General features: G+C 35.5%; 10 protein-coding genes. 8 read left to right on the forward strand and 2 right to left on the reverse strand.

Annotated elements, in window-relative coordinates:
* Positions 1 to 122: 122 nt before the first annotated feature.
* The 7 genes from CQ046_RS22345 (at position 123) to CQ046_RS22375 (ending at position 15,434) form a co-directional block, all read left to right on the forward strand.
* Positions 123 to 1,205, forward strand: a complete 1,083-nt coding sequence (locus CQ046_RS22345; protein WP_105704390.1) for an efflux RND transporter periplasmic adaptor subunit — start codon at positions 123 to 125, stop codon at positions 1,203 to 1,205.
* Positions 1,206 to 1,226: 21 nt separating this feature from the next.
* Entirely contained in the window at positions 1,227 to 4,418 is a 3,192-nt protein-coding gene (locus CQ046_RS22350) for an efflux RND transporter permease subunit (protein WP_105704384.1), read from the forward strand.
* A complete protein-coding gene (locus CQ046_RS22355; RefSeq protein WP_105704385.1) occupies positions 4,390 to 5,847 on the forward strand; it encodes a TolC family protein in 1,458 nt (485 codons plus the stop codon). Before CQ046_RS22350 ends, CQ046_RS22355 begins: the two co-directional genes overlap by 29 nt.
* A 267-nt stretch (positions 5,848 to 6,114) precedes the next feature.
* A complete protein-coding gene (locus CQ046_RS22360; protein WP_105704386.1) occupies positions 6,115 to 7,743 on the forward strand; it encodes a T9SS type A sorting domain-containing protein in 1,629 nt (542 codons plus the stop codon).
* 6 nt (positions 7,744 to 7,749) lie between these two features.
* Entirely contained in the window at positions 7,750 to 11,376 is a 3,627-nt protein-coding gene (locus CQ046_RS22365; protein ID WP_105704387.1) for a DUF5977 domain-containing protein, read from the forward strand.
* A 6-nt stretch (positions 11,377 to 11,382) separates the two neighbouring features.
* Positions 11,383 to 14,973, forward strand: coding sequence for a DUF6443 domain-containing protein (locus CQ046_RS22370; protein WP_105704388.1), 3,591 nt, complete (start codon positions 11,383 to 11,385; stop codon positions 14,971 to 14,973).
* A 5-nt stretch (positions 14,974 to 14,978) separates the two neighbouring features.
* A complete protein-coding gene (locus tag CQ046_RS22375; RefSeq protein ID WP_105704389.1) occupies positions 14,979 to 15,434 on the forward strand; it encodes a hypothetical protein in 456 nt (151 codons plus the stop codon).
* 44 nt (positions 15,435 to 15,478) lie between these two features.
* Here CQ046_RS22375 and CQ046_RS22380 read toward each other — a convergent pair whose 3' ends face one another.
* Both CQ046_RS22380 and CQ046_RS22385 read right to left on the reverse strand, forming a co-directional pair.
* On the reverse strand, positions 15,479 to 15,934 hold the full coding sequence (locus tag CQ046_RS22380; RefSeq protein WP_076357757.1) for a hypothetical protein: 456 nt from the start codon (positions 15,932 to 15,934) through the stop codon (positions 15,479 to 15,481).
* Between the two features lie 3 nt (positions 15,935 to 15,937).
* Positions 15,938 to 16,276 (reverse strand): helix-turn-helix domain-containing protein, encoded by a 339-nt coding sequence (locus CQ046_RS22385; protein ID WP_076357755.1) that lies wholly within the window; start codon positions 16,274 to 16,276, stop codon positions 15,938 to 15,940.
* 158 nt (positions 16,277 to 16,434) lie between these two features.
* On the opposite strand from CQ046_RS22385, the gene CQ046_RS22390 reads away from it, so the two are divergent.
* On the forward strand, positions 16,435 to 16,955 hold a 521-nt coding region (locus CQ046_RS22390; protein WP_228407027.1), incomplete at its 3' end, for a CHC2 zinc finger domain-containing protein.

Raw genomic sequence — 16,955 nt, forward strand, 5'->3', positions numbered from 1 at the left:
GCCTGATACCAGGTGGGAAATCCTTACGTTGTGTATGTTGGTAATCATCACATTGTACCCCTTTTATTACCGTTTTTTATTTCTATCAAAACATTAACGATTATATAAACTCTAGAATTATGATAAAAAGAGTTGCTTCGGGAATTGCGCTGAGTGCCCTTTTGTTGGCGGTTGGCTGCAATAAGAAAAAAGAAGAAAAAGAAGAAGTTACCGTCTATCCGGTGACATCCCCTGTGGTAATGGATACCGTAATCAACAAAGAATACGTAGCCCAGATTCAATCCGTAAAAAACATTGAAGTGAGAGCTCAGGAAAAAGGTTTCCTGGAAAAAATCTTTGTAGATGAAGGTCAGTACGTACAGGCCGGACAAACCTTGTTCCGAATTATGCCAAAACTCTATCAGGCAGAATTATTAAAAGCAAAAGCAGAGGTAGAACAGGCTTCTATCGAACTGAAAAATGCAAGTACATTAGCAGGAAACAACATCGTTTCCAAAAATGAAAGAGCAATGGCGAAAGCCAAGCTGGATGCTGCGAATGCAGAAATGAAACTGGCTCAGATCCACCTTTCATTTACTGATATTAAAGCACCATTCTCTGGTATTATCAACAGAATTCCTTTGAAACTGGGAAGTCTTGTGGATGAAGGAGACCTTTTAACATCATTATCGGATAATACCAATATCTATACCTATTTCAATGTTTCTGAGCCTGAATATTTAAGTTATCAGACTCACGCAGCAGACAGAGGAAGTAACCAGGTATCCCTGATTACTGCTAACGGAGAAATGTATACCCAAAAAGGAGAGATCCAGACGATTGAAGGAGAATTTGATAATGAGACCGGAAATATTGCTTTCCGTGCCAAATTCCCTAATCCTGATAAACTTCTGAGAAACGGAGAAACAGGAAAGATACAGATGACAATGCCTGTTCATAACGGTTTGATTATTCCACAGAAAGCTACCTATGAAATTCAGGATCAGAAATATGTATTTGTTATTGACAAAAACGGAGTGGCAAAATCCCGAAATATCAAAGTCGCTTATGAACTTCCGGATCTTTATATCGTAGGTTCAGGAATCTCAAAAGGAGATCAGATTCTTCTGGAGGGAGTTCAGAAAGTGAAGGATGATCAAAAGGTGAAAACAAAATTCCAGGATCCTAAGAAAGTTCTTCAGTCATTGAAATTAAAAGCAGAGTAATGGTCTCTAAAATGAAGCAGTATGTTTAAAAAATTCATTCGCAGACCTGTTCTGTCTATAGTAATCTCATTGATTATTGTATTTTTAGGGATTTTGTCATTGGTGAAACTTCCAGTGACTCAGTTCCCGTCCATTTCTCCGCCTAAAGTAAATATTACCGCAGAATATCCTGGAGCTAACAACGAATTGTTGATTAAATCCGTAGTAATCCCTTTGGAAAGAGGACTAAATGGAGTTCCGGGTATGAAATATATGACCTCGGATGCAGGTAATGATGGAGAAGCTTCCATTCAGCTTGTATTTGATCTGGGGACAGATCCCAACGTAGCTGCAGTAAACGTTCAGAACCGTGTATCTTCGGTAGTGAATAAGCTGCCGCCTCTTGTAGTACGTGAGGGGGTAAAGATCACGCGTGAGGAACCCAACATGTTGATGTACATTAACCTGTATAGTGATGATCCTAAAGCTGACCAGAAATTCCTCTTCAACTATGCAGATATCAACGTGATGTCTGAATTGAGAAGGGTAAGTGGTGTTGGTTTTGCAGATATCCTGGGAACCCGTGAATATGCAATGCGTATCTGGCTTAAACCGGATAGATTAACAGCTTATAATATTTCAGCTGATGAAGTAATGGAATCTCTGAATGAGCAAAGTTTGGAAGCATCTCCGGGTAAAACAGGAGAAAGTTCCGGAAAGCGCTCTCAATCATTTGAATACATTTTAAAATATTCGGGTCGTTTCAACAACGAAAAAGATTACGGAAATATCATTTTAAAAGCAAAGCCGGATGGAGAATCGGTAAGATTAAAAGATGTCGCTGATATAGAATTTGGAAGTTCCATGTATGATATTTATTCTACATTGAACGGGAAGCCTTCTGCCGCAATTACTGTAAAGCAATCCTATGGATCTAATGCAAGTGACGTTATCAAAAACGTAAAAGCATTGATGAAAGATCTTGAAAAGAATAACTTCCCTAAAGGAATGCATTACGATATCAGTTATGACGTTTCAAGATTCCTGGATGCCTCCATGGAGAAAGTAATTCATACTTTATTTGAGGCTTTCGTTCTGGTGGCTATCGTGGTATTCTTATTCCTTGGAGACTGGCGTTCAACGTTGATTCCAGCACTGGCCGTTCCGGTTTCATTGGTAGGAACATTCGCAGTAATGTCAGCCTTTGGAATTACCCTGAATATGATTTCCCTCTTTGCCTTGGTAATGGCGATCGGGGTGGTGGTAGATGATGCGATTGTAGTAATTGAAGCCGTACACGCCAAGATGGAAGAAAAACATCTTTCTCCATTAAAAGCAACAGAAGAAGCAATGCATGAGATCAGTGGAGCAATTATCGCAATTACATTGGTAATGGCATCTGTATTCATTCCAATTGCATTTATGTCAGGACCGGTTGGGGTATTCTATCGCCAGTTCTCTATTACAATGGCTTCATCCATTATCCTTTCAGGAATTGTAGCTCTTACTTTGACACCGGCATTATGTGCTTTGATCTTGAAAAATAATCACGGAAAAGCTAAAAAGAAAACTCCAATTACTATTTTCCTTGATAAATTCAATAACGTATTTACGAAAGGAGCTGGAAGATATGAGAAGATGCTGAATAAAACAGTAACAAAAAAAACAATTACATTGCCGTTACTATTAGCATTTTGTGCCTGTACATTCTTCCTGAGTAACTCTCTGCCTTCAGGATTTATTCCGGCAGAAGACCAGGGGATGATCTATGCAATTATTCAAACTCCTCCGGGATCTACATTGGAAAGAACAAACCAGATTGCCAGAGAATTATTGAGAGAATCTGAAGATATTGATGGAGTACAGTCTGTTTCATCCCTTGCAGGATATGAGATTTTGACGGAAGGTACCGGATCCAACTCAGGAACCTGTCTGATCAACCTTAAAAGCTGGGAAGAACGTAAAGAATCTGCTGCAGAAATCATTGAAAAACTCGAGGAAAAAGCCAAAAATATTCCGGGAGCTAATATTGAATTCTTCCAGCCGCCGTCTGTTCCAGGATATGGAGCAGCAGGAGGGTTTGAACTTCGTCTGCTGGATAAAGCAGGAAGTGGAGACTATCATAAAATGGAACAGGTAAGTAACGATTTTGTGAAGGAGCTGAAGAAGCGTCCGGAGCTGGGGTCGGCATTTACATTCTATTCTGCCAGTTTCCCACAATATATGCTTAAGATTGATAATGATCTTGCAGAACAAAAAGGGGTGACTATTGAAAAGGCAATGGATAATTTATCCACACTGATCGGTTCCAACTATGAGACGAGTTTCATCCGTTTTGACAGACCATATAAAGTAATCGTTCAGGCAGGGCCTCAATATCGTGCCTTACCAACAGATATACTGAAATTATACGTTAAAAACGATAAAGATCAGATGGTTCCATATTCAGACTTTATGAGATTGGAAAAAGTTTACGGATTATCCGAGATTACAAGGCATAATATGTATAACTCTGCAGAGGTGAGTGGAACTCCGGCACCGGGATATAGTAGTGGACAGGCGATTCAGGCGATTCAGGAAGTTGCGGATAAAACACTTCCAAGAGGATTTGGTATCGACTGGGCGGGTATTTCCAAAGATGAAGTAAGCCGTGGGAATGAAGCGGTATTTATCTTCCTGGTATGTTTAGGATTTGTTTATCTGATTCTTGCTGCTCAGTATGAAAGCTTTATTCTTCCGTTACCGGTAATTTTATCTCTTCCAACGGGTATTTTCGGAGCCTTTTTATGTTTAAAACTTTTAGGATTGGAAAACAATATCTATGCGCAGGTAGCAATGGTTATGCTTATAGGACTATTGGGTAAAAACGCCGTGTTGATTGTAGAATTTGCCGTACAGAAGAAAGCAGAAGAAGGTATTTCTGTAGCAAAAGCTGCTATTGAAGGAGCTGCCATTCGTTTCCGACCTATTTTGATGACATCATTTGCATTCGTTGCGGGATTGATTCCATTGGTAATTGCAACAGGACCTGGAGCCATTGGTAACAGAACGATTGGTACTGCAGCAGCAGGAGGGATGTTGATTGGAACTATTTTCGGATTGATGATTATCCCAGGATTGTATTATATCTTCGGAACGATTGCTGATAAGTCCCGACTGGCCAGATATGAAGAAGAGAATCCTTTAACAGAACAAACTGAACCTTATGAACATGATGGAAAATTCGAAGACTAAAAATATATTCACAGCCATTGCCTTATCGCTTGTACTTGCAAGCTGTAAGGCGCCAATGGCAACTGTTATAAAAGACGAGGTAAAAGAAAATATTCCTCAAAACTTTAATCAGGATGAGCAGCAGGATGCTAATAACAATAGCGGAACAACTCCATGGAGACAGTTCTTTACAGATCCCAATCTGGTAACCCTGATTGAAACAGCTCTAAAAAATAATCAGGAGCTGTTGATCACTCTTCAGGAGATTGAAATTGCGAAAAGTGGTGTTTTAGCTAAAAAAGGAAGATTAACTCCTACTGTTTCTGCAGGGATAGGAGCCGGATTGAAAAAATCTGGTCGTTATACCAGTGAAGGAGCTGGTGATGCTACAACTGAGATTGAACCAGGAAAAGAAATGCCGGATCCGCTTGGAAATTTTGGAGCGGGATTAAATGCAAGCTGGGAGATTGATATCTGGAAAAAACTCAGAACAGAAAAAGAATCTGCAGTTGCCCACTATCTTTCTACAGTGGAAGGAAAGAACTTTGTTTTGTCTAATCTTATTGAAGAAGTTGCTGATAACTATTATGAATTATTGGCTCTGGATAACCAGTTGGATATTATACAACAGTATATCAAGCTTCAGCAGAGAGCGTTGGAAATTTCCAAAATTCAGAAAGAAGCTGCTGCTGCAACGGAACTGGCGGTGAAGAAATTTGAAGCAGAATTAGCGAAATCCAAAGCGGCAGAATATACAATCCGTCAGCAAATTACGGAGAAGGAAAATCAAATTAATGCTTTGCTGGGAAGATATCCACAGCCGATTGTGAGAACAAAGGAAAACTTTATGTCTACCATTCCTCCGACAGTGTATACCGGAATTCCTTCACAGTTATTGGCAAACCGTCCTGATATCAAACAGGCAGAATTAGAATTGAAAGCTTCAAAACTGGATGTAGAAGCGGCAAGAAAAGAATTTTATCCTTCATTGGAAATTTCTGCAACCTTAGGTCTGGAGGCTTTCAAACCTTCCTATCTTGTTAAAATGCCGGAATCCATTGCTTACAATCTGGCAGGTGAACTGGCAGGTCCGCTGATTAATAAGAGCGCGATAAAAGCTAATTTCCAGACAGCAGATGCAAAACAGGTTCAGGCATTGTATGAATATGACAAAACCATATTGAATGCTTACCTGGATGTTGCCAATTTAATGTCAAAGGTTAAAAATATAGATCAGTACTATCAATTGAAATCACAGGAAACCAAAGCCTTAGATCAGTCTATTGATATTGCCAATCAATTGTTCCGTAATTCAAGAGCGGATTATCTTGAAGTTCTTTTGAACCAGAGAGACGCGCTGGATGCTAAAATGGAGCTTATCGAAGCAAAACAGAAGCAGCTCAGCACAGTAGTCGACATCTATAAAAGTTTAGGTGGAGGCTGGAAATAAAAACATCATAATTCTATCAATAAACAGTTAATGTTTTTGGGGGTCAATTCTTTTAGGATTGACCCTTTTTTATTTTTAACACGACAGGTTTTGTCGTCGTGCATAGATATTTTTGCATTATAACAAAACGGATTTAATATATCATCAATAATATTTCATTATTAATAGTAGGATTTATGTTAAATGAAATGAACGTATTTTCTCATATGTTAATAAAAGTTAAATTCGCAGGATTAAAAAATCATTGTAAACTCAAAACAACACAGAATGAAAAAAATCTATCTCGGTGCATGTACTTTATGCACAGTCTTGGGTATATCTGCCCAGGAAGTGATGTGGCAAAAAGATATCAAATCCTCTACCCAGGATTTTTTAAGCCAGGTTACCACAACCATTGATCAGCAATATTTGATCACAGGAAGTTCTATACAGTCTAAAAGCCAATCGCCAGCGGCCAGCAGCCAAAAGCAAAACAACGGTTACGATTTTCACCTTGTAAAACTGAACCAGCAGGGAGAAGAAGTTTGGGAAAAATACTTCTCAGGGCAGAATCATGATTATTTATCCGCGACAGTTACCATTCAGGACGGAGGGTTTCTGCTAGCCGGAACTTCTTACTCAGGAAAAGGACTGGATAAAAAAGAAGATTCTAAAGGTGGATCAGATATTTGGTTAATCAGAATCAATGAATTTGGTGATGAATTATGGCAGAAAACCTTAGGAAGTTCTTCTGATGAAGAAGCAAGAGCTGTGATTCAAACGACAGATTTAGGATTCTTCGTTGCAGGCAACATACAAAACTCTTCAAAAGGTTATGGTTCCAAAGATGTCTGGATTACAAGACTAGATAAAGACGGAAAAGAACTCTCCCAATTAATTTTAGGTGGAAAAGGTTTAGACGAAGTAGAGAAAATGATTCCAACGAAAGATGGAGGAGCATTACTGGGAATTTATTCAAGAAGTACATCTGTTAAAACAAATAATCAGCAATCAACGATCAATACAAATACTCCGTCTGAAAGAACTGCAACCCATAACCTACTATCTGCAACCTCAAAGCAAACTGAAAACTTCGGTGAAGGCGACTATTGGATTGTCAAGTTAGACAAAACCGGAAAACTTGAATGGGAAAAGAATTTCGGAGGAAAAGGAGATGATCATATCAGAACTCTGGCTTTAACTTCAAACAGATTCATCATTGGTGGAGAATCAAGATCAGAAATATCAGGCAATAAAACTGTAGGCATTGAAGAAGGGACAGATCTTTGGTTAATTGCTTTAAATGAAAGAGGCGATGAACAGTGGCAAAAGTCCTATAATTTCAAAAACCGTGATATTTTGATGGGAATGAGCGTTCTGCATTCTGCAGACGATAAATCTTCCAAAGGAATTCTATTAGGGGGTTACACCCAGGCTGAAGGAAGAATCCAAACTGATGATGAAACTTTCTGGATGATTTATCTTGATCAGAATGGAAATGAGCAGTGGAGAAAACATGTAAAAGGAGAATCCAGAAAGAAGGAAGAAAGACTTTCTGATTTAAAACTAAACAGAGACGGTTCAATTGTTTTAGCCGGAACCAGCACAGAAGAACTCGGAAAAGAAAACTGGAAGATTGTAAAGCTGGGAGACAAACAAGTTGATCAGCTAATTGAAAAACAAGACATCAAAATCTATCCCAACCCAGTATCAGATTATGCATATGTAGAAATTGGCTTTGATTTTAAGAATGCTGAAATCCTGTTGTATGATATGAGTGGAAGACAGCTTCAAAATCTTACAACGAAAAACAAAGTTACAAAGATCAATACCCAGGCACTTATTCAAGGAGCTTACCTGGTTACGATAAAAACAGACACCAATAAAACAGCAAACGCAAAATTGATTAAGAAATAAACACAAATGAGAAAAAAATTAACAACTTTTATTTTAATATTGAGTTTTTTTAAAAGCTACTCCCAAAATAATAATGACTTGTCGTATTATTTTAAAAATTTCCCCAATTCTCCGTCTACAGCAAGTTTTTTAAGGTACGGAGATATACAAAATTCTGAATTTACAGGAACAAATTCGCCTACAATTCCCTTATACACTATACAAAATGGAGATATAACAATTCCTTTAAATCTGGACTATACTTCTGGAAATGGAATTAAAGTTTCGGATGAAGCCTCTAGCGTAGGGTTGGGATGGAACTTGGGAATGCCTACTATTGTGCAATCGGTACTGGGAAGCGATGATTTTGATACTGCTGTACAAAAATTAAAGATAGATCTACACTATCAGCCCAGTACTCCTTGGGGAGTATTAAATTATAATGATCAGTATCTAGAAACTAAAGATGGAGTGTCAGAACCTGCAGGCTATATTCAATCTCCTGAAATTGGAAAATATACTTATTATTATTCTGTATACCATAATTTACCTGTTAATGGAATTTTTCATACTTATGGGAACTGGGTAGAATATGATAGTTCTCCAGATATTTTCACTTTAAATCTATTTGGAGAGAAGATTGAATTCTTCATTTCCAATCATAAAGATATTAATTCATCTTCTCCAGTATTTGCTTGTTTGAAGAAAGGGTATCAAATAAAATTTGATAAACCTACTAATGTGTTCAAAGTAATAGCTCCCAATGGAACAACGTACGAATTTGGAAGAAATGAAGAGGTGAGAATCTTTGGTGCCATTAACAGAAATTTTGTATTAACAAAAATTACTGATAAAAATCAAAATATAGTAAATTTCAATTATAGCGAATATAGCAATGTTATAAACTTTATTCCACAATCAAAAAACTTGAATTATAATAGAGGTTCTCAATCAACATGGACGCCTGGATGTGGTGGGCTCCCGACTTTTTGGGGAGGACAATATGTGTATGCTGCAAAGTACAGACCTCCAAATCTATCGTCAGATGCTTACCAAACTCAACAAACTTCAGGCTCCTACTTTATTTCTAATACCCCATCATATAATAGTGCTCAGAATTATTTATTAGTTTCAAAAATATCAGGGGAGTTTGGATCTGTTGATTTTTCTTATTCTAATAGAGAAGATTTTCCTACTGGAAGATTGGATAATCTTATAGTCAAAAATAAAGTAAGCAATCAAATTGTTAAAAACATTGACTTTCAGTATGATTATTCAGTAGCCGTCAATAATAATTTTCAAAATCCAGATACATCATCATATAATGAAGATAGAATGAAAAAAAGGCTGTTTTTGAAAAATATAGTTGTAAATCAGTTAGAAAAATATAGATTTGATTACAACAATCCACAAAATCTTCCAAGAAAAGATTCTTATGCTGTTGATTATTGGGGATATTATAATGGAGCTTTACATAATCAAACTTATTTTGCAAAACCAACTGATTTTTCAATAGCATATCTAAATCAATTGCCAATTACAAGTGTAAATAATAATAAAAAAACTTCTGATATCAATTTTGTGACCAGTGGGCTTCTAAAAAAAATAACTTACCCAACGCAAGGATATTCTGTATTTAATTATGAGCTACACAATGCAAATAATTTAATTTCTAATTATAATCCATCTACGATCAATACAGGAAAGGGAGTTAGATTAGAAAGTCAGGCAAATTATGATTTTAATACAAATTTGGTAAATAAGGTGAAATTTATTTATGAAAATGGATATTCGACAAATCCACTGGATCTAGTAAAAGAATATGTTAATAAGAAATACTCTACTAGCGGAGGATATGAAACATCTACAATAATTTCTTTTAATTCCTCAAATAATTACAGTGCATCATCTCTATCTTCAGGAGACTATGTAGGCTATGGCAAAGTAACAAAAATCCACGTAGATAATGCTAATAATGAAAAAGGAAGGATAATATCCAACTATAACATTAATCCTGATGTCTTTTATCGTTTTTGGCAAGATCAATTGCCCGTTTCTATCCCTACTACCAAAAATAGTGGTATTGAAAATGGCAAGTTAATTTCACAAATAATTACTAATAGTAATAATCAGAAATTACAAGAAGTTATTAATGAATATGATACTCGTTATTCAAATATTTATTACGGCACCATTTTCTCTCCAATAAGCGAATACCTATATATTTGTAAGGGTTGGACAAATGGTGGTAGTGCACCTGCGGGTGATCCTGATCCTAATAGTATAAGAGATGTATCTGTAGTAGCACATTATCCTATATTTTCAAAGGAGAGTTTGTTGTCGAAAACTAAAACGATTGATTATCTTACAGGACAAGAATTAATAACAACTAGCAATCAGGATTATAATACTAACAATTTTCTTATATCAAAATCCGTTACTTTTCCTGACGGTAAATATAATGCTGAAAATATTCAATACTCCACTGAAAAAGGTAATACAAAATTAATTAACGCTAATATCTTAAATACTCCTTTACAAACACAAACTATTGGAAATCTTATCAATGGTTCTTTAAAAACAACTTCATTAATAGAAACTAAGTATGACAATATTAGCCACTTAAATCCTACTTCTGTTTTGTCATACAATATTGCAAATAATCAACCTTCTACTGAAGTAACTTATGACTTATATGATAAAGGAAATTTATTGCAGTATACAACTAAAGAAGGTACTCCAATAACGATCATTTGGGGATATAAAAGTAATCAGCCTATAGCTAAGGTAGAAGGAGGTAATTATTCTCAAGTGATGCAAGCATTTGGTCTAGATGCTAATAATAATACTTCTTATCAGCAGTTAGAAATAGTTGAAAAATCAAATTTGGATGTTGATCCAATTAGTGAAGGTCTGCTTATTTCGAAGCTTGATGAGTTCAGAAACAAACCAGAACTCAAAGATTTCAAAATTACCACTTATGCTTATGATCCATTGATAGGGGTTAAAACAATTATTCAACCTTCTGGACTCAAAGAAGTTTATAAATATGATTCCTCAAATAGGCTAGAGAATATCAAAGATAATGAGGGTAAAATAATAAAGGAGTTTGTGTATAATCATGCGCCAATAAGATATTACAATTCCTCAAAAAACCAAACGTTTACAAAAAGCAATTGTGGTTCAAATGCTATTCCTGGTACTTATACTTATACAGTTCCTGAAAACACTTATATATCATTGTTAAGCCAAACAGATGCAGATCAACAAGCTCAAAACGATATTAACGCTTATGGACAAAGTGCTGCAAATGTCAACGCAAACTGTACCCCAATGAGTTGTTCAATTACAAAAGGAAGTGGTATAAGTCAATTTAATTATGGTTCAATAAGTTTAGCAAATCCAACAAGTTTTAGAATCCAAATGGGTTTCAGATATTATAGTAACTTATCTTGGGATACTGGTGTAGTTATTGGAAAAATTAATGGAAACTGTATTCCTTCAGGTGAAAGATCTTCAAGTACTTTTTCAAATGGTATATGGATATTAACAATTGATATTAATGGAAATATTACTGCTAAGATTAGTTCGGCTTCACCATCATTGGTTAACAATATGGACTTAACTTTTGATTTCACCTTCTCAATAAATTAAATAATCATGAAAAAAATATTAATCCCAATCAGTGCTTTATTAGTCACAGGCTTGGCTCATGCTCAATTAAGTACTACTGAAAACTATTTATATTCAAAAACATATCTGGATTATAGCGGAACAACCCCCACAAAATCTCTGGAAACTGCTCAGTATTTTGATGGACTTGGAAGACCAAAACAAATTGTAAATGTAAAAGCATCTCCACTGGGAAAAGATGTTGTCACTCATATTGAATACGACCAGTTTGGAAGACAGGTTAAAGACTTTTTACCTATCCCGCAATCTTCAACACAAAATGGAGCTATTTTTCCAACGCCACTAGGCAATGCTTCAACTGTTTATGGTGGAGAAAAGATTTACTCTGAAAAGGTTTTAGAAAACTCTCCTTTGGACAGGATTCTGGAACAGAAACAGGTAGGTAATGACTGGAATGGGAAATCTATAAAATTTGGCTATCAAGCCAATACGATAGAAGATAAAGTAAGGAAGTTTGCGACTGCTACCAGCTGGATTAATGATGCGACCTTTTCTACCATCAGTAACAATGGGACGTATGGAGAGGGGCAGTTATATAAAAATATTGTCACTAATGAAGATGACAATAAAACGATAGAGTTTAAAAATGGTAAGGGACAGGTTTTGCTAGTTAGAAAAATTATCAGTGCAACAGAAAATGCAGATACGTATTACGTTTACAATGAATATGACCAGTTGACATTTGTTATTCCTCCGCTCTTATCTAAATTAGATAGTTGGGGAATGCCTGAGCATGATGCCTTAGCTTACCAGTACCGTTATGACGGTAAGGGCAGATTGGTAGAAAAAAAGCTTCCTGGTAAAGGCTGGGAATTCATGGTATATGATAAAGCAGACAGAATGATTCTTTCTCAGGATGCTAATCAGAGAGCTTCGTTCAGCTGGATGATTTCTAAATATGATATTTTTGGAAGACCCATTTATACAGGGATAAAAAAAGCTAATAATACCAGAATCGGTATGCAGAACCAGATCAGTGGAGGCGCTGTTATTGAAGGGAGGGCTAATATGCCTCTGACAGCAAATGGAATGGATTATTATTACACCAATATGCATTGGGGGCTGGATACGCTTCTTTCCGTTACGTACTATGATTCTTACCCTCAGCAATATGGCTTCAATCCCCCTGTTCCTTCTACAATTATGGGAGAGCCCGTACTTTCTGAAACTCCCACAGCTGATGGAAGAAGTACCAAAGGGCTTCCTGTACTAAGTCTTGTAAAAAATATTGAAGATGACGGCTGGACAAAAACCTATACCTATTATGACAGGAAAGGAAGAGTCATTGGAACTCATTCTATCAATCATTTAGGAGGGTATACTCATACAGAATCTAAATTGGATTTTGCAGGAGTTACAAAACAAACTGTAACCAGACATAAACGATTAGATATTGATACAGAAAGAGTCATCACAGAAACGTTTGATTATGACAACCAAAATAGATTGTTAGTACACAAACATCAGGTTGACAGCAATCCTGTAGAGATTTTAGTCCAGAATACCTATAATGAGCTTTCCCAAATTACTAATAAGAAGGTGGGAGGAACTGATACAGCTAATCCATTGCAGTCTATTGATTACCAGTACAATATCAGGGGATGGCTCACAAAGATCAACGACCCAGCCACTTTGAATGGAAAACTATTTGGATATCAGATTAAATATACTAATCCTGTCTATTCAGATATTTCCTCTGGCAGATATAATGGAAATATTGCTGAAATAGATTGGAATATGTCAACCGTTAATAACCTGAAAAGATATAATTATACTTATGACAAGCTTAACAGATTAACTGATGCGGAATATGCAGAGCCAGAAAAGACGAATCCACATAATAAAAATTTTGATGAACATTTAACATATGATGTAAACGGAAATATTACATTTTTAAAAAGAAATGCGATCCCTGTTTACGGTGCAACCGCTACACAGGTGGATAATCTTGAATATAAATATACAGGAAACCGTTTGAATCAGGTCATTGAAAGTTCATTAAATGATTCTGGTTATGAAGGAGGAAATAACATGATCGATTATGATTCGAACGGAAATATGATCAATATGAAGGATAAGGGGATTCAAAGCATCATTTACAATTATCTTAATCTCCCCAAGAGTTTTTTTATTACTCAATCAGATCTGTTTGGAAATGGGCAGACTTCAAATAGTAGCTTGGATTATCTATACCGTGCAGATGGTGTAAAACTTCGCAAGACATATTCCAGTGCTCCTCCACGTGGACTGACGAGGACTACTATGAATGATTATCTTGATGGCTTCCAGTATTCATATCGTGAAGGCGATGGAATATGTCTTGAATGTCGTACTGAAACGGCTTTTGAGGAACAGGCCTATAAAAGTCTCAATACTTTTCCTGGCATTGGTGGAACTCCAACATGGAAGCTTGATTTTGTTCCTACGTCTGAAGGATTTTACAGTTTCATAGAAAACCGTTATATTTATCAGTACAAAGATCACTTGGGCAATGCCAGAGTAAGCTTTGCAAAAAACAGCGAAGGCGCTCTTGAGGTTACGGATACCAACAATTATTATCCATTTGGATTAAATCATATTGAAGGGATGCTTAGTAGTTCTAATTTTGGAAGTTATTATAGTTACAAGTACAACGGTAAAGAATTACAGGAGACTGGAATGTATGACTATGGAGCCAGAATGTATATGCCGGATATTGGAAGATGGGGTGTTGTAGACCCGCTGGCGGAACAATATAGAAGATTTTCGCCATATAATTATACTGTCAATAACCCAATCAGATTTACTGATCCTGATGGTAGAGGAACAGAAGATTGGGTAAAAAGAACAGGTCAGAGTGGTTGGGAATACAGAAGTGATATAACATCTGCTCAACAAGCTTCAGATGCTGGATATGCAGGTTATGCTAATGGGCGTGGAGATATTAATAGTACTTATACAACACCAATGTCAAGTAATGGTATAGATACAGGAGTAAATAAAACGGTTGTTTTAGGAGAAGGCGGAAATTATAAAGTAGATGGAGAATCTTTTATTGCACAAGATAATGCTCCTTATGTAAGTTCACAAGCGGTAGATAATTTAGGGAAAGCTCTTTCTGCACCATTATATTTTCCTATGTTGTTAGAAGCTTCGCCTCTTTTAGTTTCTGGAGGTTCTGCAGAAGTCTTAGCGGGTAAGGCAACATTAAGTACAGCTACTCAATTTTTAGGAACGGGAGATGTTAATATAATGAGTGTTGTGGGAGATACTTTTGGAGCATATGGTTCTGGAGAGGTTCTTGGTGGAGTTAGTGAGCTTTCAGCTAAAAAGCTAATAAACGGTGAATCTGCATTCAGAACCGTGTTTAATGGTGGTGGAATGTCTCCTCAAGAAGCAGCTTCCAATATTGGATTTGCTCTAGGGAGTAAGGGACTTGGAAAATTAAATGGAGCTACAAAAGTTGGAGCTACAGGAGTAGATAAAGCTGTAGTTGGTGTAAATAATTTTCTTATAGGGACTGGTATGTATGGAGCGGCAGCGGTAAATGCGACAGAAATTCAGAAAAAACAAAAATAGCTAAAATGAATTTTTTTAAAAGAAAACATTATCTTATAGTTTTTGTAGTTTTTTTTGCAGGAATATTTTCATATCAATATTTTTTTGTGAAAATTTTTAAAAGTTCCTATAATCAAAAAGGACTTTATACAATTGGTAAAATAAAAGATGTTAAAGGATATGGAAGAGGAACTGGTTTTAATTATCTATACACTTTCAATCTAAATGGAAAAAAATATGAATCTGTTTGTGATATTGGAAGCTTATCTTATTCGGAGGCTAAAAAAAGAATAAATAATAATTTTTTAGTAGTATATCTGAATAATGATGTTTACAATAATAGAATTTATTCCAACATTCCTATAGATGATTCATTAGATAATAATGTTAAATTAAAAGAATGGATTGATAATAATATTAAAATTAAATCAAAAATAGATTCTATTCCTTCTCCTGGATATTTTTTTCAGAACTACTTTTAGTAGAAGATTATATAATAAAATAAGCGACCTTGAGGTCGCTTATTTTATTTCTTTTTACTAAGAATATATTGCCCTTGCATCACATTTATGGTGAATTCAATTAAATCTTTTTGTATTTGAAAATTATTAGGAATTAAAAACTGATCGGGTTTTCTTTTTTGATTAATTTGTTTAAATGATTTTATTAAATCTTTCAAATCTTCTTTAGAGTCATCTTTAAAAGTATAGTAAAGCATTTGATTAAAATATTTAAAATTGCTGTTTTCTAATATTTGTTGAGTTTTACTATCATCCCATTTATTTTGTTGAGCATATTGTGAAATTATGCTTTTGCAATAGTTATAAACATAATTTTCAAAATTTGTCACTTTAATAAGTTCATCGACAAGGACTTTCTTATCTGCTGCTATTTCTATTTTTGGTGGTGGTGGTGGCGTAAATTCCTGAGCAAAAGTAAAAGAAGTAACAAAAAAAGTTAGTAGTAATAAAATGTTTTTCATAATCTATAAATTAGCAAAAGTTTTTCTAGTTTTACAATCACGGATGTAGGTATCTATCAGATCGTAAAGCGTTTGCTTTTTACTCTCTTCCAGTTGTTCCAAATCCTTAATTCTTTCTACCGTTCTTTTATCAAAAGAAACCTGATTGGTCTCACCAACCAAATAATCTAAACTTACACCGAGTGCATCTGCAATTTTTTTTGCAGCATCAACAGAAGGAATCGCTTCCCCTCTTTCGTACTTGCCGATCATTACACGAGACACCTCGCTTTTATCTGCCAAATCGCTTTGGGAGAAGCCGTTCTTGTCTCTTAATGTAGTTATAATACTTCCTATATTCATCTCTAAAAAGATATAAAAGTTCTTAATAATTAAATATTATATCAAAAATATGAAATTAAAGGATATAAAAAAATCTGATAAGATTTGTTCAATTGAAAACAAAAAGATACTTTTGTATCTGATAGTAACATCAAAAAAAAATAAAATATTTTTCTTTTATGGAGATTACAGAAATCAAAGAACGTTTAAGTTTATCCGAAGTTCTGAAGCATTACAATCTTGAGCCAAAAAACTCAATGCTCAAATGCTTTATGCATGATGATAAAACAGCAAGCCTGCAGGTGAATGTAGAAAAGAACTTTTACAAATGCCATGCATGCGGAAAAACGGGCGATGTCATCCAGTTTATAGAAGATTACGAGAAAGTCTCCAAACATGAAGCGATAAAAAAAGCCGGAGTTCTGGCTCTGGGTTCGCAGCCCACCCCTCAGAAAAACACAAACCCTCTATATAAAGGAGCTGCGGACTTTGGGCAGGTGGAAACGTCTGCCCATTTTTTAGAGAAAGTATATTTAAGTTTTAGAAAAGGAATTTTTAATTGTGTTCCTGCGAAAGAGTATGTAAAAAGCAGAGCCTTACAGTTGGAAGCTTTAGAAATAGGATTTAACAGCGGACAGCTTCACTATGCAGACAGAAAAAACAAAGATCCAAAAAAAAGAGAAGCACTTATCCAAAAATT

It is taken from the genome of Chryseobacterium sp. MYb7, assembly GCF_002979455.1.
Taxonomy (GTDB): Bacteria; Bacteroidota; Bacteroidia; order Flavobacteriales; family Weeksellaceae; genus Chryseobacterium.

Coding starts and splice junctions, on each gene's coding strand:
- CQ046_RS22360 (WP_105704386.1), top strand. CDS start 6,115: ATGAAAAAAATCTATCTCGGTGCATGTACTTTATGCACAGTCTTGGGT.
- CQ046_RS22370 (WP_105704388.1), top strand. CDS start 11,383: ATGAAAAAAATATTAATCCCAATCAGTGCTTTATTAGTCACAGGCTTG.
- CQ046_RS22375 (WP_105704389.1), top strand. CDS start 14,979: ATGAATTTTTTTAAAAGAAAACATTATCTTATAGTTTTTGTAGTTTTT.
- CQ046_RS22380 (WP_076357757.1), bottom strand. CDS start 15,934: ATGAAAAACATTTTATTACTACTAACTTTTTTTGTTACTTCTTTTACT.
- CQ046_RS22385 (WP_076357755.1), bottom strand. CDS start 16,276: ATGAATATAGGAAGTATTATAACTACATTAAGAGACAAGAACGGCTTC.
- CQ046_RS22350 (WP_105704384.1), top strand. CDS start 1,227: ATGTTTAAAAAATTCATTCGCAGACCTGTTCTGTCTATAGTAATCTCA.
- CQ046_RS22365 (WP_105704387.1), top strand. CDS start 7,750: ATGAGAAAAAAATTAACAACTTTTATTTTAATATTGAGTTTTTTTAAA.
- CQ046_RS22355 (WP_105704385.1), top strand. CDS start 4,390: ATGAACATGATGGAAAATTCGAAGACTAAAAATATATTCACAGCCATT.